The following is a 15,393-nucleotide window of genomic DNA, read 5'->3' as shown; positions in this document are numbered from 1 at the left end:
ACTAATGACTAATGACCAAACCAGATCCTAATCGAGTTTTGCGGCGTCTACCCATTGTCGTGGGTGGGCTAGGCGCTGTACTTTTGCTGATTAACCGTTTATTGACACCAGAACTAACCCAGTCTCAATCGCGTGGTGATGTGGTAGGTGTGATTTTGAGTGCGGTGTTAATTTTGACGGGTTTAATTTGGCAGCAAGTTCAGCCGCGATCGCCTGATACTGTAGAACTAATTGGAGAAGAAGGTTTTGTACTAGCAGCAGATTTGCCTGAAGCCATGAAAACAGAGCTAGCTTGGGCATCTCGTTTATTGTTGACCAATACAGTAACGCGATCGCTGGTGGTTTATTATCAAGGTAAAGTTTTGTTGCGTCGCGGGATTCTGGGTACTAAATCTGAAGTTGTACCAGGAGTAATCTTAAAACAGGTACTCGAAAAACAAAAGCCGATTTATCTAGTTGCGCTAAAAGTATATCCAGGTAGGCTTGAATTTGATTATTTACCAGAAAACACTCAAGGTGTAATCTGTCAACCTATTGGTAACCAAGGCGCTCTAATTTTGGGCGCGAATGCTCCTCGCAGTTACACCAAACAAGATGAAAACTGGATTGCCGGAATTGCTGATAAATTAGCCGTTACTCTTGGCTCTTAAGTGATTCACTAGTTTACAATTTAATCTAAAATCTAAAATTCAATTACCAAGAAGTCAAAAAATTCCACCCTTCTTTTTCTTCCGGTGTGTTTTCTTCTGTTTCTTCTGTTTCTTCAGGTATCTTTAGATTTTTCTGTTGAATTACATTCTCATATTCTCCTGAATCAACCCATTTCAATAACTCGCCAGCCCGCATAACTACCCAAGAAAGTCCGGGTTCTGTATAGCTTAATATTTTGGTAACCTTATCAATACTGTCAAAATTATTCGATGCAAACTCACGGGCTTGGACAAGGAAATCTTCAATTACAGCAGTAGTCAAATACTCATCTGGCAAACCTGCGAGTTTCATCAGTGTAGTGGTTGCTACGTCGATATCCTGACAAGCAAGCATTGCAGCCCGATCGGCAGTGAACCTAGCCATCATTCGCCAATTATACAAAGCCAGTTCCATACCACTAGCTACCAAGCCACCAACCCCCAGTGTGGTACTGTTCAACAAATTTTTCAAACTTGGCATAACAATTGCCATTTGATGATAAACCATGTGCTGACTCTTGATGCGAGCGATTTCGTGTCCAAAAACGTAAATCAACTCATCTGCGCCAAGCCACTCCATTGCATCTAAATTTATACCTACAAGGGGTTTTTCTACGCCAACAATGTAGGTTTGAATATGACCTGTACCTCGAAACAGATACAGTTCAGGAAGTGGAGCAACATCAAGAATTTGGCAGGTTTCTACAAATTTCTCATGCAATTGAGGAAAATTACGGGATGAAATTCTGATTTCACTACCAAGGCTTTGCAGCCTGAGTAAGCGATCGATGCCGTATTCGTTAATTTTTTTGAGTAACAGCGAGACACCAGGCATATTTTGCAAAGAAGCCAAGGCTTTGCGATCAAAAGGGTGTTCGTAGGCTGCTGAACTCAGTCCAGTTAAAATTTTTCTCGTCATGGGTTTTGAGCTTTATCTTGGAGTGTTTGGGAAGTTCAGTTACTCAGTACGAACGGCTTGCGCCTTCATTACGCCTGTGGTTATGGGTTTGGGATTTATGAATTAGCCCCTGAGCGTGTGTACTTTTCGTAAGTCCTAAGGGACTTCCAAGAAATAAATTATTCCAAGAAACGAACCACAGAGACAAGGCAGCGCGGTCTTGGGGGTTTCCCCCATGAGCGACTGCCGCGCAGAGAACGCAGAGAGAAGAAATAGAGAGAGTTTTTGCCTCAGTTTTGGAACATTTTTTTATTTGGAAGTCCCTAAATATAAATCGCATCTGGAGAGCAAATTAATTAGTCCGCACAACCGACAATTACCAAGACGAGCCAAGAGCGATCTAGAGAGAGATTTTACCAGATTGAACTAGTAAATTATATTTCGTTCAGGTTGAAAGTCTTAAGTATTTATTACCATCTTGCCCAGATACAATATGCAATAGGGACACACAGCAAGCTGTACGCCCCTACTACTGGGAAGTTTAGAAATTTACAATTCTATTTATGCAAATTATTTATTGGCTATTACTGGCTGTAATGCTTGTGGGAATCATTGGTGCTGTAGTTCCTGCCATTCCTGGTAGCAGCTTAATTTTAATTGCAATTATCGTTTGGGGAATCGTTAGTAGTTCCTTTACAGCTATCAAGATTCCCCTAATTGTGACAGTTATAGTTTTACTGCTCAGTGTCGGAGTGGATTTTTTAGCTAGTTATGTGGGAGCAAAACAAGCTGGAGCAAGCAAGTGGGGGCAAATTGGCGCAATCGTCGGTTTAGTAGTGGGATTTTTGGGATTATTACCAACATTGCCTTTTGGTGGCCCACTGTTAGGAATTTTACTAGGCCCGCTTTTGGGAGCAATTATCGGTGAGTATTTTTACCGACGTGAATTTGGATTGGCGATTAAAGCAGGTATAGGAATTGTAGTTGGCTCTTTGGTTGGAAATTTAATTCAAGGGCTGTTAGCGATCGCCGCAGTTGTAGTTTTCGTTGCGACAACTTGGCCACAAGTATTTAACTCTTAGCATTTCAAAGGTATGACATATTTTAGGGCAGTAATAATATTTAGTAGTTAGCTTACTGCTGTTCTTACCTTTGACTTAAATAATTCTGTACTTACTAGAACTACGTTCTCGGATGGTATTGGTTATGGAGTAAATGAGTTTACAGGGAAATTTAATTTCAATGGACAAACTATTGCGACGGGCTTGATTAGCGGTTCTCTTTCTGGGGCTTCAAGCGGTTACCAGTTAACTCTCACCGCTAAATCAGTTAGCGTTCCTGAGCCAACCACAATGCTAGGCTTAGGTTTAGTTGGTGCTGGCATGGTTATGTCTATGTCTCGCCGACGCAAAAGTTTTCTTCAATAGACCTATCCTAAATATAAAAAAGTTACTTTTAGTTGCTAAAAGTAACTCTAATTTATCGATTCGATCTGGCTGGAATGCAAAATTTACCAAGCAGGTCGAATTTTTTTATCCTGTCAGACAAATCTATATTAAAGATGAAATTTTTTAACCTGAGATAGACTTAAACTGATTGCAAAGATTGTTTCGCTTCAGTTGCGATCGCTTCCATTTCATCATTAGCCAGAGTTTCTAATATAGATTTAGCTTCTGCACTACCCAAACGAGTCAAGGCTTGTACAACTCTGTAACGAATTTGCCAATCTGGATTGGTAGCATAGGGAGCCAATAAGGGAACTGCTTGTAAATCTCCCAAGTCACCCAAAGAACTAATAGCAGCAGTTTGGACTAATTCGTTTTCTGATGAGAGTGCCTCTTTGAGTAGTTCAAAGGCTCGTGGATCGCCTAACTCTCCTAATGTGGCGATGATACTGAATTGTATTAGCCATTCAGTGGTTGTATGGTAAAGGTGTTGCAAGTCTTCAAAAGCTTCATGTAACTTCAAAGCGCCCAAACAGTCTGCTGCTGCTGCTTGTACATCTACTTCGGAGTCATGAAGCAAGCGATCGCGCAAGATATCCAAGGATAACTGTAAATCTTGTGTTCCGAGTGTATCCATTTGACTTACCGCCGAGTAACGGACACGCGAATTGCTATCGCCAATAGCACTTTGAATTAATTCAAAACCGATCGTAGGTTCCAGTTCGCGGATTTGATTTACTGCACGTAAGCGATCGCCTAAATTCTCAGAACTGAGCAATTGCTTAACAGACTCTGGAGTAATACTCATTTAGTTATCCTGATTTTCAAAGATGTAAAAAATAGTCATTAGTCAACAGTCAAAAAACTCTGGACAAATGACACATGACAAATGACTAATCTTGACTTGCTGCCATTGCCCGAATAATATCACCACGAGTAAGAATACCAATTACTTGATCCATGTCGTCAAGTACTGGCAAGCGGTGAACGCTGCGATCGTGCATGATTGTAGCAGCTTCCCTTAAAGTTTTATCAGGGGAAATAGCGATCGGGTTTTTACTCATCACCTCCCCAACGGTTTGCCCTAAAGCCTTGTGCAAATCACGTTCATAAGTAGCAGGATTTTTTAAATAGATAACGCTATCAAGAAACATGATGTACGCAGGTGGAGTAACACCAGTTTCTTGCCACATCAAATCAGTTTCTGATATAACACCCACCAATTTACCGACATCATCCACAACAGGTAGTCCACTGATGTGGCGTTCTGCGAGAATTTGGATAGCTTCATTCAGTGGAGTTTCCACCCGGACGACAATAGGATTGCGGCTCATCACATCGGCAACGGTTTTAGGCATTTATTTATTTACACTTTTAATCAAAGTCCCTGCGCCTATTGTAGAAAATTGCGGGACTCAACCTGATGCAATTAATAGATTGTTACGGTATTGGGCATTGGAAAGAGGCAGAGGGGCAGGGAGCAGGGGGCAGGGGGTAACTTTCTCTGCTACTCCCTACTCCCTTTTAAGGCAGCAATAATTTGAATATTTGCTTTAGGAAAAGCAAACTGCTCTAGTTCTTCCAAAGTTACCCAGCGAATTTCATCAGATTCTAAAGGTTGGGGAACACCTGTAACATGGCGGCAGTGATGTACTGTCAGGGTAACGCGCAAGTCTGTATATGTGTGGTCAATAGTAATCAGATGCTCTCCTACTTCAATTACTATTCCCAGTTCTTCGAAAATTTCTCGTTGAATACACTCGCTGATAGTTTCACCAGGCTCAATTTTACCGCCAGGAAATTCCCACAAACCACCCATTGCTCCTTCTGGACGACGACGATCAATTAAAATTTGCTCTTGCTCGTTCCAAATTACTGCAACACCAATGATTTTATGGGGTGGGAGAGAGTTGATTTTACTCATAGTTTATAGATAGATGGATATTAACAATTCAAAATTAAAGACATTTCAGACAAGGATTTAAATCCCAACCGTAGCAATATCCCGTAGGGCAATTAATACTACATCTAATGCGATCTTAAACTCTTTAATTTACAATAAAATTCCTACTTTTTAACTTTTAACCCTTGATTTAAAATACGCTGTTGACTCATAATAAAACTCGGCAAAGTTTAGACTAACTTTGCCGAGTTTGAATTTATTGCGAATATCATTTACCGTAGTTAATTTACCTAGGCGTGTGTATTAATCATTTAGAGATACAGCTGTAATTCAACTGATTACCAAAGTAGACAAGCTCATAGAGAACCACATTCCAAACCTCTGCGCTAATCTCTGCACTCCTAATATGCAGCTCGGTAAAGCGCCTATGCGTTTAAATTAAACTTTAATTTGTCACTGTTTTGGATATTTTAAAAAGATTTAGCTGATTCTTCATTGGGAATTAGGAGCAAAGATTTCGCAGAGGTATATTTTAAATTCGTATCGCTATGACTGTGACTAGCTATAAACCCAACAAGAATATTGAATTTACTATTATATTTCTAGTCAATTTCGGTGCTGTTCGTTTCAGCTCCTTGTAGGGCGATTTCAAAATCCATTCTCTGTTCAGCATTACGCAAGAAATAACCACTAATCATAGCAGAAGCTAGAAGCCGACCCAGACTTTCTCTGCTGGTAGTTACAGTAACGCCAAAGTTTTCTGAAGGTAGATTACCCAATAGTCCTATAATATTCCGTTCCATTACCTGAAAAACTTCGGCAGACTTGGGTTTAGATAGTTGGGTAACTGTTTCTGGACTCAAGGATTTAACATACTGCCATAGTAAATCGCTAGTTTCTGATTCGCTATTGAAAAATTCTGAGACACGATTGGATGAGTTATTCATTTTTTAGCTCCTTAACTACCACTGCTAACTGCGGTGCTTGTGATTTGAATATTAAATGTCTGTTTTGGTTTAGACTTAGCTAGCTCTTTTGTCTTCCTGTCAACTAATGTAACAGCCCAGCTTAAGAGTGGAAGTAGGCGTAACCGTACCAAAGTCAGCGTATTTTCTCACCCCAATAAAGTCAAAAGTGAGGAGTTCATTAAAAACTCCTCACTCCTCACTCCTGCACAGACGCGATTAATTGCGTCTCTACTCCTAACTTGCCAAATATTCACCCATGTTGGCTTTAGACTTGCGAAGTTTGGTTAAAGCTTCCCGCTCAATTTGCCGAACTCGTTCTCGGCTGATGTTCAAGATTTCACCAATTCTAGCCAGCGTCAGCGCTTGCCCATCAGTTAATCCAAAGCGCAGCGTGATCACTTCCTTCTGTTGTGGTGTGAGGTCACCCATCAGACGATCTAAGTCATAAGATAAGGAAGATTGCATGACAAACTCTTCTGGAGATGCTCCTGGATCTTCCAGCATTTCTCCAAGTTCGGTGTCGTAATTATCACCCAAGCGCAAATCTAAGGAAAGGGGCAAACGCGCCTTTTCTAAATACTCTCGCACTTGTTTGGGGGTCAATTCTAATTCTTCAGCTAGCTCACCAGCTGTCGGAGCGCGTCCCAATTTTTGAGATAATTGGCGCTGGGCCTTTTTAATTTTATTTAATTTTTCAGTGATATGGATAGGCAGCCGAATGGTACGAGCTTTTTCGGCTATAGCACGAGTAATAGCTTGCCGAATCCACCAATAGGCATAGGTAGAAAATCTATACCCTTTGGTAGGGTCAAACTTTTCTACGCCCCGTTGCATACCAATACTACCTTCTTGGATCAAGTCCAGTAAATCGACGTTGCGCTTTATGTACTTTTTGGCAACGGAGACTACCAGCCGCAAATTGGCTTCTACCATCTTACGCTTGGCAATCTCACCATCAGCGATCGCTTCATTCAACTCTGCTGGTTCTAGCTTTGTCGCTTTGGCCCATTCTTCTAAAGTCGGTTGACGATCTAGCTGGGTGGCAAGAGATTCTCTTGATTCATGCAAAGTGCAAGAACGTTGCACCTGTTTACCATAGAAAATCTCTTCCTCGTGTGTTAAGAGTGGCACACGGCCAATCTCACGCAGGTAAGTCCGCACGAGGTCTGTGGCTGTCTGAGCGGTCTTCATGGCGCTACTCTTTGGTAATGATGGGTTTGGCGGTAGGGTCATTAAGGGTATAGATGCTTTTTTAGGGTGCTACCCAGTTAGGCTGGGAACCTATGCTATGGTTTGCAAGTTACGCATCCGAGAAACTCGGCTGCTCATAATAATCAAATTTAGGCTTCTTAACTGCTAAAAGTTACAGCTATTTCCTACTTTGCACAAGTATCTACAGTTAGATAAAAGATCGCTTTTTAAACATTTTTCTATTGGAGTCGTATTAATAATTGTAACATTTATGAGAATGTTTTGGCTATATGGCGACATTAAATTTCCTGGTTGTTCCAGTTCATGCAACGTCGCCCTTTCTCTCTAGGCTGACTTGAAGTAAATTTAAGAAATTCTCAGGTTCAAATAATTTTCCTCATATTTGTTAAGGTATATCTAATGAGAACTATAGTCATTCTCTTATAACAATTACTTAATTTTTGCTGGGAATGGGGAATAGGGAATGGGGCATTGGTTATTCTCCTTGTCTCCCTCATCTCCCCAATTCCTAACTCCCCACTCCCCACTCCCTACTCCCTCGCAATCGGGCAATACTCTTGAATGGTTTTTACGTCCAAAGTTGTATTTTGTAAAGAACGGATAGCGGCGACGGTAGCTTTTGCGCCAGCGATGGTAGTAATTATGGGAATTTTGTAAGCTAAAGCTGTGCGGCGGATTAACCTAGCATCAGTGTGGGCTTCTTCTCCTGAAGGTGTGTTGATAATAAGTTGGATTTTCTGGTTCTTGATTGCATCTAAAACGTGGGGACGGCCTTCATGGAGTTTAAGTACTAATTCAATATTTAAACCTTGTTCGAGAAGAACTCGCCGTGTACCAAGGGTAGCCATCACTGTAAAGCCCAAATCGATAAACTCCTTCACCACACCACCAGCAGACGTTTTATCGCGATCGCTCATTGATACAAATACAGTTCCACTTAGCGGTAAACGCTCCCCAGCACCCAATTCTGCTTTGGCAAAGGCTCGGCCAAAGTCGCTGTCAATCCCCATCACCTCACCAGTAGATCGCATTTCTGGGCCCAATATTGTATCAGTTCCGGGGAATTTATTAAAGGGTAATACTGCTTCTTTTACAGCAATATGTGTGGGAATGATTTCCTCGGTAAAATGTAGCTCCTCTAAGGTTTTACCTGACATAATTAAGGACGCTAGTTTCGCTAACTGTATGCCCGTTGCTTTAGAAACAAAGGGAACTGTACGCGAGGCGCGGGGGTTGGCTTCCAAAATGTAGACTTGGGGAGAATAGCTGCTTGCACCAACAACGGCAAATTGAATATTCATCAACCCCACAACTGACAGCGCTTGCGCTAGCTGCACTGTCCAAGTGCGAATTTGATTGAGAACTGCTGGTGATAAGGAAATCGAAGGTAAGGAACAAGCAGAATCTCCTGAGTGAATCCCTGCTTGTTCGATGTGTTCCATGATGCCACCAATCACCACCCGTCCGGTATGATCGGCGATCGCATCTACATCCACTTCGATGGCATTTTCCAAAAACTTATCAATCAAAATCGGATGTTCTGGTTCTATGAGTACCGCAAAGCTCATGTAGCGTTCCAATTCAGTATCGGAATAAACGATTTCCATCGCCCGTCCCCCTAACACATAGCTGGGACGCACCACCACCGGATAGCCAATGCGTTTGGCGACAATCAGCGCATCTTCGTAACTCCGCGCAATACCATTAGGCGGTTGAGAAATATTCAACTGTTGGAGAATCTTTTCAAACCGCTCCCGGTTTTCTGCCATGTCGATGGAATCTGGCGATGTACCCCAAATTTTGGTGAGCAGTCCAGAAGTGTCATTTCTAAGAAATTCTTGTAATGGTAGAGCCAACTTTAGCGGTGTTTGTCCGCCAAACTGGATTATTACACCCACTGGATTTTCAGTTTCAATGATGTTAATAACATCTTCTTTTGTTAACGGCTCAAAGTAAAGGCGATCGCTAGTATCGTAGTCTGTCGAAACTGTCTCTGGGTTAGAGTTGACCATAATCGTCTCATACCCCGCTTTCTTCAAAGCATAAGCGGCGTGACAACAACAATAATCAAACTCAATTCCCTGTCCAATGCGGTTGGGGCCACCACCCAAAATCAAGACTTTTGGCTTGGTTGCGGGCATTACCTCTGTTTCTTCTTCGTAGGTAGAATAGTAGTAGGGAGTAAACGCTTCAAACTCAGCAGCGCAGGTATCTACGGTTTTATAAACCGGGATTATCCCTAATGATTTGCGGTAAGCGCGAACTTCATCTTCGGTGGTTTTGGTGGCATAAGCAATTTGGCGATCGCTATATCCGTCCCGTTTCACTTCATAAAGTTGCTCTTTTGTCAATTGCTGCAAGGGTGTCCGCTTGAGAAATTTCTCAACATCTAGTAGTTGCTGAAATTTATCTAGGAACCACGGGTCAATACCAGTCAGTTCGTAGATTTCCTCAGCACTAATGCCTAGTTGTAAAGCATGGCGCACAGAGAAAATGCGATCGGGGTTAGGTGTCCGCAGTTGGGCGCGGATTTGTTCACCACTGGGTAATTTTTCGGCTTTGTCGCAACCCCAACCAGCGCGTCCGGTTTCGAGCGATCGCAGCGCCTTCTGGAAGGATTCGTTAAATGTGCGCCCAATTGCCATTGCTTCCCCGACAGACTTCATTTGGGTTGTCAGTACTGCTTCGGAACCTGGGAACTTTTCAAAGGCGAAGCGGGGAATTTTTGTCACCACATAGTCAATTGTCGGCTCAAAGGACGCGGGAGTTTTCTTGGTGATGTCATTTTTAATTTCATCCAAGGTGTAGCCCACAGCCAATTTAGCGGCCATTTTGGCGATGGGAAAACCTGTAGCTTTGGAAGATAAAGCCGAACTGCGGGAAACGCGGGGGTTCATCTCAATTACAACCACATCCCCATTAACCGGATTGACAGCAAACTGGATATTAGAACCGCCAGTTTCCACACCAATCTCGCGGATGATTTTAATTGCCATATCCCGCAGCCTTTGATATTCTTTATCAGTGAGGGTTTGCGCGGGAGCGACAGTAATTGAGTCTCCGGTGTGGATGCCCATAGGGTCAAGGTTTTCGATGGAGCAGATAATCACCACGTTATCTGCCAAATCACGCATCACTTCGAGTTCATATTCTTTCCAGCCGAGTAAAGACTGGTCAATGAGAATTTGCGAAACGGGGCTGGCATCTATACCTACCTGTGCCATTTCTTCAAATTCTTCTTGGTTATAAGCAATACCGCCACCACTTCCACCCATTGTGAAAGCTGGACGAATAATTAGGGGATAAGTACCAATTTGACGGGCCACAGCTTTGGCTTCTTCTAAAGATTCGGCTGTGCCACTGGGACACACAGCTACTCCGATCCTTGCCATTGCTTGACCAAAAAGTTTTCGATCTTCGGCTTTTTCGATCGCCGGTAGTTTAGCGCCGATTAACTCAACGCCGTACTTTTCCAACACCCCATTTTTAGCTAAAGCAACAGCGATGTTGAGGGCGGTTTGTCCTCCCATCGTTGGTAGGAGAGCATCAGGGCGTTCTTTCTCAATAACTTTTTCGACCAATTCCGGTGTCAACGGCTCAATGTAAGTGCGATCGGCCGTTTCCGGGTCGGTCATAATTGTTGCAGGGTTGGAGTTGACCAAAACCACTTCATAGCCTTCTTCTCGCAGCGCTTTGCAGGCTTGAGTGCCAGAGTAGTCAAACTCACAGGCTTGTCCAATCACAATTGGGCCAGAGCCTAACAGTAGAATCTTCCGGAGGTCATCACGGCGGGGCATAGTAGTTGCCTTGGAATACGAGAATACAAATCCTGATTATTTTAAGGGTCTTTACCCCCTCTCGTGCTTTTTATTATTAAGTTTTCTAAGTTTGATGACAAAAAGGAGTGGGGAGTGGCGAGTGGGAGTAGGGGAAGGGGGGAGAATAAAAAATTATCTCTTTCCCCTCTGCTCCCTGCTCCCTGCCCCTCTGCCTCTTTTCCATGCCTAACAATTATTTTGTATTTCTAATTTTATTTAATTGCGATGCTAAAATTTTTAAAGTTTTTGCGAATCTTTATTATTTAATTTAGTGATATCTGTCAAAAGATGGTTATTTATTCTGGCATATACCTATCTAATTTATTAAATATAAATAAATTTCTTAACTGAAAATATTTATTAACTATCTAATTGCTAAATATTTGCAACGTTAAATATTATGAAAATATGTTTACTTAAATTAAAAATGGCAGAGAAATACAAATACCATCCTCTGCCATTTTTTATAATATTTTAAGAGTTAGTGCTGCTAACTTTTTCTTTCAGTCTAGGTAGACAAATCTAGATTATGAGAGTTTTAGCTTTGAGCAGCTTGGACAAACCCTAAAGTTAAGCTGTCTTTAGCGAGGAAGTGAGATAAATGATATGCACGTTCCTCAGTTTTCAACAAAATCTTTTCGTACAGATAGCGTGTACCCCTATCGCCTAAACTCTCTGCCTGAGCAGCTTGACGACGAATTACGCCAAGGATTGCTTGTTCGGCAGCTAGGTCATTTTCCACCATTTGGCGAGAGGAATATACACCTTCAGATTCTTGTTCAAAACAGGTTAATTCTGCTAATTTGCTGAAGGTCGCTACTGGCACACCACCTAGTCCATCCAAACGTTCTCCAATTTCATGAACGTGGTCTTGTACTTGGTTGTAGCTTTCGTTAAAAAACTCATGCAGAGAGTAAAATTCTGAGCCTTCAACTACAAAATGATGCTTTTGGTACTGCAAGTATAGTGCCTGGAAACTAGCTAATACAACGTTGAATCCTTCTGTAACTGGAGCAGTTACGCTGTGATCCAACAATACAGGGTTGTCATATACATTACCAAAATTCCGTAACAAAGTTTGTGTTTCAGACATTGCATTCCTCTCTTTTTAACAGTTATAGATTTTAACTGCTTATTCTTAACATATTAACATTTTAATAATAAGAGCAAACCAATTCGCCATGTCAATATTTTGTATTTTTGCTTACTAAAAATCTCAAATTTATTGTCGGCTGGATAATGCTACGCTCATCAAGTTGCATAATTTTCTCATTATCATTGACATGCCAAACTAAATGTGCATCTTTCCTAATAAGAGCAGGGAGTGGTGAAGAAGCAAAACAGCAGGGGGAAGGGCGCAAGGGAGAGAATAAAAAATAAAAATTACCTCTCTCTCCTCTGCTCCCTGCTCCCTGTCCCTCTACCTCTTCCCCTTTCAATATGGGATGGATGCAAAAATTTGATTTTTTTTCCAAAATTACTGAGAATTCTTTGCACTTAAGGTATGCTGGTTTTAAGAGGTTAAACTCTTCGAGACTTTCAAAAAACAGAGAGTTCAATGGCGGTAGTTACTGCAAGTTTGTTGCACTTTGAGGGCAATTCTCTTGAAATCGTTTAGTTCAGAAATACAAAGCAGCCACCTTGTAGAGGTGAATTGGGCAGATCGCTGGCAAGTCTATCAACGCCTAAAGGAGTTAGACATTCCCTGTAGTTGTCAGGCTAACCAGCCATTGCAAGTTGAAATTGGCTCTCCTATGACAGCTCTTCAACTTTGGAGTGTGATACGGCGATTAACAGCCTCTCGCCAAGACCAGATTTGGACTCTTGAGGACTGCTGGAAAAGTCGCTACCAACAGTTCTAATCTTTAGCTACTGAGAATATCTCGCTTGACAGCTTGGATTAATTAAAAGGAGGTTAAAAAATGGGTGCATCTCACAGTATGGAAGTATCGGAATTTTGCCTTGAGGGCAGATTTATAGATTTTGTTATTAAAGATGGCTATAAGCTTAAAGGTTTAATTCTGGGGACTCATGAAGGTGAGTCTTATATTAAACTCGCTAAAAATTTACGGGCTGCTTTTGACTTGCGCTTACCACCAGGGACTTGGCTGCAAGTTGTTGGTTACAAAAAACATGATTTGAAGGATGGCACTGTTACTCTGAAGGCTGAACGGGTGATGGCGGCGCGTTCTCAGATGGTGATTCAGACGGCTACCCCAGTGCAAGAACCCCCATCTATTGATAATACCAAGGTAAAACCAGCTAAAACTAAAGCCACGATTTTGGTGTGTCAAAAGTCTGATTGCATGAAACGCGGTGGTAAAGCAGTTTGTCAGGCGTTGGAGGCGGCTTTAAGCGATCGCGGTTTAGAAGACCAAGTTACAATCAAGGGCACTGGTTGTATGAAGAATTGTAAAGCTGGGCCTAACCTAGTTATGCCAGATAAAACTCGCCATAGCCGAATTCAAGCTACACAAGTCCCGGCCTTGATGGATAAGCATTTTGGTGACAAGAGTTTAGAAACGCAGCCTGAGAATTTAAAGGAAGCGACGATATTTAATTCTAAGTTTTGCTGAACAACTTAGCGAAATCTTGACATTTGAATGAGAAAGTTTAATAATATCTTCATCAAGTGTGTTCCATTAATACTCGGCATTCGGCTTTAGCCCAGTATTTTCAAAAGTTTCAAATTAAGCGATCGCCTACGATTTGTCATGAGCAAGGCAAAGTAGTAGTAGCGATCGCTTAATTTTTGTATGCAATTGGGTTTAGCTATGCCTGGGTTGGGCTACGCAAAGTAGTTTGTCATGAGTTGGCTAAAATCGCTTAATATTTAGACGCAATTAGGTTTAGCCGCCAGTCTCCCGAAGGCAAGTTATACCAATTTGAAAAATGATTGCGACAGATGGACAGAGAAAACCCAGATAGAGTAAGCGGTTTCCAATCCAAAATCTAAAATCTAAAATTCAAAATGGTATTAGCTAAGATTTTGCGCTTACCCGTGCGTCCGCCAGAGATTGAAATCTCAGGCTCATAGCGCAAGTCCACTCAAGTGGACTGAAACCCTTTTATAGTTTTGTTTAGAAGATTTTAGGTGTAAGAGAGGAAATTGATTCCCAGGTGGTTGTTGGGACTTGTGGATTTTCTGGCGGGTAGGTTGGAAATTACATGACCTAAGTTAAAGAAGACTGCAACAACTGTCGTATGGATGTAGCCTGCACATGGTTAGGGAATACGGTTAAAAAGTCATTTAGGTCTTGGATAGCTGCATGGACACGCTTTAAGGAAGCACCTTGAGATAAAACATAGCGATATGACTGCTCTGCTGGTTGATTATATTGAGCAGCTAAATAGTAAAGAGCTAAGTTAAAGGCATTACGCCAGTTTTGGGGGGATCTTTTTTGTAATGCTCTTTAGCAAGCTTGATGGCAAGTGCTAAGTCAGCCCGTGCTTTGTCTGGTTGGTTAAGAGCCAGGTAGGTTAAAGCGCGATTATACAGTTTCCAATTACTGTCAGAATCTAAGTTAATAACGCGGTTGAAATCTGCAAGAGCTTCATTATATAGCTTAAGCATCAGGTGAGTTTGACCGCGACGATCGCCTGCATGACTGCTTCTTTATCTGCTGGGGATAGGCTGGCACTGATGCTTGCAAGGCTTTGCTGTAATTACCGATAACAAAGCCTAGTTTGTTTGTAGAGTTATAGACTTATTTTGTGAATACATTGCCACTAACCGTTAATTACAGCGATCGCATCAATTTCTACCAACACATCTTTAGGTAAGCGCGATACCTGCACACAAGCCCGCGCTGGGGCTGTATCTTCCGGGAAATATTTAGCATATACAGCATTCACCGCCGCGAAATCGTTCATATCAGCCAAAAAGACAGTGGTCTTCACCACGTCTTGGAAAGTCGCACCAGATGCTGTGAGGATGGCTTCAAGGTTAGCTAATACCTGCTCAGTTTGCTTTTTGACATCATCAGTATAGACGACATCACCAAGGCGGGGATCGATGGCAATTTGTCCAGCGACGAATACAAATTTACCAGAAGCTGCGATCGCTTGATTATAAGGGCCCACTGGTGCGGGTGCGTTATCAGTATTAATTACTTTACGGGTCATAGATATTACTTTCTCTAAGATGTTTCCTGTTTACCGATTTCTACCTGAGAAGCGATCGGTTTGTAGACTTCTCCATCTGGCATTATTGCACGACTGAAGTCAGCATCCTCAATTAGCCATCCGTAAGTAGTAGCATCAGTCAAGTCAGCTCTTGTCAAATTTGTTTTCTTCAAATTTGCCTTTCTCAAATCTGCTCCTTGAAAGTTCCGTTGTCCTGCGGCGTATTTCTCTAAAAGTTCCTCAGCGTCCATAATGCACCTTTAAATACCACTGACACAGTATAATCACAAAAATTTTGTGTCACAGGTATTCTTCTCTTTTCTTCCTTCGCGCCC

The 15,393-nt window shown here is 42.0% G+C and carries 15 protein-coding genes and 1 pseudogene; 5 read left to right on the top strand and 11 right to left on the bottom strand.

Annotation, left to right across the window (positions count from 1 at the left end; translation table 11 throughout):
* Nucleotides 1-11 precede the first annotated feature (11 nt).
* Nucleotides 12-650 (top strand): cofactor assembly of complex C subunit B, encoded by a 639-nt coding sequence (locus tag V7K25_RS24395; RefSeq protein ID WP_335161385.1) that lies wholly within the window; start codon nucleotides 12-14, stop codon nucleotides 648-650.
* 43 nt (nucleotides 651-693) lie between these two features.
* Here V7K25_RS24395 and V7K25_RS24390 read toward each other — a convergent pair whose 3' ends face one another.
* Nucleotides 694-1,608 carry a M48 family metallopeptidase gene (locus tag V7K25_RS24390; protein WP_335161383.1) on the bottom strand — a complete coding sequence of 305 codons (915 nt, stop codon included), beginning with the start codon at nucleotides 1,606-1,608 and terminating at the stop codon, nucleotides 694-696.
* A gap of 542 nt (nucleotides 1,609-2,150) precedes the next feature.
* On the opposite strand from V7K25_RS24390, the gene V7K25_RS24385 reads away from it, so the two are divergent.
* Both V7K25_RS24385 and V7K25_RS24380 read left to right on the top strand, forming a co-directional pair.
* Nucleotides 2,151-2,669 carry a DUF456 domain-containing protein gene (locus V7K25_RS24385; RefSeq protein ID WP_335161381.1) on the top strand — a complete coding sequence of 173 codons (519 nt, stop codon included), beginning with the start codon at nucleotides 2,151-2,153 and terminating at the stop codon, nucleotides 2,667-2,669.
* Nucleotides 2,670-2,852: 183 nt separating this feature from the next.
* Complete coding sequence (locus V7K25_RS24380; protein WP_335161379.1) at nucleotides 2,853-3,014, top strand: PEP-CTERM sorting domain-containing protein; 162 nt, start codon at nucleotides 2,853-2,855, stop codon at nucleotides 3,012-3,014.
* Between the two features lie 160 nt (nucleotides 3,015-3,174).
* Here the strand turns inward: V7K25_RS24380 and nblB are convergent, their stop codons facing one another.
* The 8 genes from nblB to V7K25_RS24340 all read right to left on the bottom strand — a co-directional run bounded on the left by nblB (nucleotide 3,175) and on the right by V7K25_RS24340 (nucleotide 12,408).
* A complete protein-coding gene (nblB, locus tag V7K25_RS24375) occupies nucleotides 3,175-3,840 on the bottom strand; it encodes a phycobilisome degradation protein NblB (RefSeq protein ID WP_335161377.1) in 666 nt (221 codons plus the stop codon).
* A gap of 85 nt (nucleotides 3,841-3,925) precedes the next feature.
* Nucleotides 3,926-4,390 carry a CBS domain-containing protein gene (locus V7K25_RS24370; protein WP_335161375.1) on the bottom strand — a complete coding sequence of 155 codons (465 nt, stop codon included), beginning with the start codon at nucleotides 4,388-4,390 and terminating at the stop codon, nucleotides 3,926-3,928.
* A 149-nt stretch (nucleotides 4,391-4,539) separates the two neighbouring features.
* Nucleotides 4,540-4,956 (bottom strand): 8-oxo-dGTP diphosphatase MutT, encoded by a 417-nt coding sequence (mutT, locus tag V7K25_RS24365; protein WP_335161373.1) that lies wholly within the window; start codon nucleotides 4,954-4,956, stop codon nucleotides 4,540-4,542.
* A 581-nt stretch (nucleotides 4,957-5,537) separates the two neighbouring features.
* A complete protein-coding gene (locus V7K25_RS24360) occupies nucleotides 5,538-5,882 on the bottom strand; it encodes a DUF760 domain-containing protein (RefSeq protein WP_335161371.1) in 345 nt (114 codons plus the stop codon).
* 255 nt (nucleotides 5,883-6,137) lie between these two features.
* Nucleotides 6,138-7,094 (bottom strand): RNA polymerase sigma factor, RpoD/SigA family, encoded by a 957-nt coding sequence (locus V7K25_RS24355; RefSeq protein ID WP_335161369.1) that lies wholly within the window; start codon nucleotides 7,092-7,094, stop codon nucleotides 6,138-6,140.
* 551 nt (nucleotides 7,095-7,645) lie between these two features.
* Complete coding sequence (gene carB / locus V7K25_RS24350; protein ID WP_335161366.1) at nucleotides 7,646-10,912, bottom strand: carbamoyl-phosphate synthase large subunit; 3,267 nt, start codon at nucleotides 10,910-10,912, stop codon at nucleotides 7,646-7,648.
* Nucleotides 10,913-11,471: 559 nt separating this feature from the next.
* The gene (locus tag V7K25_RS24345; RefSeq protein WP_292708326.1) at nucleotides 11,472-12,026 is read right to left on the bottom strand and encodes a Dps family protein; all 555 of its coding nucleotides are present in this window, start codon (nucleotides 12,024-12,026) and stop codon (nucleotides 11,472-11,474) included.
* 91 nt (nucleotides 12,027-12,117) lie between these two features.
* A complete protein-coding gene (locus V7K25_RS24340; protein ID WP_335161364.1) occupies nucleotides 12,118-12,408 on the bottom strand; it encodes a hypothetical protein in 291 nt (96 codons plus the stop codon).
* A 129-nt stretch (nucleotides 12,409-12,537) separates the two neighbouring features.
* On the opposite strand from V7K25_RS24340, the gene V7K25_RS24335 reads away from it, so the two are divergent.
* Entirely contained in the window at nucleotides 12,538-12,795 is a 258-nt protein-coding gene (locus V7K25_RS24335) for an Asr1405/Asl0597 family protein (protein ID WP_335161362.1), read from the top strand.
* Between the two features lie 60 nt (nucleotides 12,796-12,855).
* Nucleotides 12,856-13,509: a (2Fe-2S) ferredoxin domain-containing protein gene (locus V7K25_RS24330; protein WP_335161360.1), complete on the top strand. Its 654-nt coding sequence runs from the start codon at nucleotides 12,856-12,858 to the stop codon at nucleotides 13,507-13,509.
* 785 nt (nucleotides 13,510-14,294) lie between these two features.
* On the opposite strand, the gene V7K25_RS24325 is transcribed toward V7K25_RS24330, so the two are convergent.
* Nucleotides 14,295-14,507: a hypothetical protein gene (locus tag V7K25_RS24325; protein ID WP_335161358.1), complete on the bottom strand. Its 213-nt coding sequence runs from the start codon at nucleotides 14,505-14,507 to the stop codon at nucleotides 14,295-14,297.
* Nucleotides 14,508-14,662: 155 nt separating this feature from the next.
* A pseudogene (locus V7K25_RS24320) lies at nucleotides 14,663-15,261 on the bottom strand (Rid family detoxifying hydrolase); the annotation flags it as partial.
* Nucleotides 15,262-15,393: the final 132 nt, after the last annotated feature.

The organism is Nostoc sp., from assembly GCF_036919495.1.
GTDB lineage: Bacteria > Cyanobacteriota > Cyanobacteriia > Cyanobacteriales > Nostocaceae > Nostoc.
The sequence above is the reverse complement of the archived record's forward strand: the minus strand, read 5'-3'. Positions and strand labels throughout refer to the sequence as shown.

What these genes read in the sequence shown, in the direction of transcription:
- V7K25_RS24345 (WP_292708326.1), bottom strand. Translation starts at nt 12,026, where the DNA reads ATGTCTGAAACACAAACTTTGTTACGGAATTTTGGTAATGTATATGAC.
- V7K25_RS24355 (WP_335161369.1), bottom strand. Translation starts at nt 7,094, where the DNA reads ATGAAGACCGCTCAGACAGCCACAGACCTCGTGCGGACTTACCTGCGT.
- V7K25_RS24385 (WP_335161381.1), top strand. Translation starts at nt 2,151, where the DNA reads ATGCAAATTATTTATTGGCTATTACTGGCTGTAATGCTTGTGGGAATC.
- V7K25_RS24360 (WP_335161371.1), bottom strand. Translation starts at nt 5,882, where the DNA reads ATGAATAACTCATCCAATCGTGTCTCAGAATTTTTCAATAGCGAATCA.
- V7K25_RS24395 (WP_335161385.1), top strand. Translation starts at nt 12, where the DNA reads ATGACCAAACCAGATCCTAATCGAGTTTTGCGGCGTCTACCCATTGTC.
- mutT (WP_335161373.1), bottom strand. Translation starts at nt 4,956, where the DNA reads ATGAGTAAAATCAACTCTCTCCCACCCCATAAAATCATTGGTGTTGCA.
- V7K25_RS24325 (WP_335161358.1), bottom strand. Translation starts at nt 14,507, where the DNA reads ATGCTTAAGCTATATAATGAAGCTCTTGCAGATTTCAACCGCGTTATT.
- V7K25_RS24330 (WP_335161360.1), top strand. Translation starts at nt 12,856, where the DNA reads ATGGGTGCATCTCACAGTATGGAAGTATCGGAATTTTGCCTTGAGGGC.
- V7K25_RS24390 (WP_335161383.1), bottom strand. Translation starts at nt 1,608, where the DNA reads ATGACGAGAAAAATTTTAACTGGACTGAGTTCAGCAGCCTACGAACAC.
- nblB (WP_335161377.1), bottom strand. Translation starts at nt 3,840, where the DNA reads ATGAGTATTACTCCAGAGTCTGTTAAGCAATTGCTCAGTTCTGAGAAT.
- carB (WP_335161366.1), bottom strand. Translation starts at nt 10,912, where the DNA reads ATGCCCCGCCGTGATGACCTCCGGAAGATTCTACTGTTAGGCTCTGGC.
- V7K25_RS24370 (WP_335161375.1), bottom strand. Translation starts at nt 4,390, where the DNA reads ATGCCTAAAACCGTTGCCGATGTGATGAGCCGCAATCCTATTGTCGTC.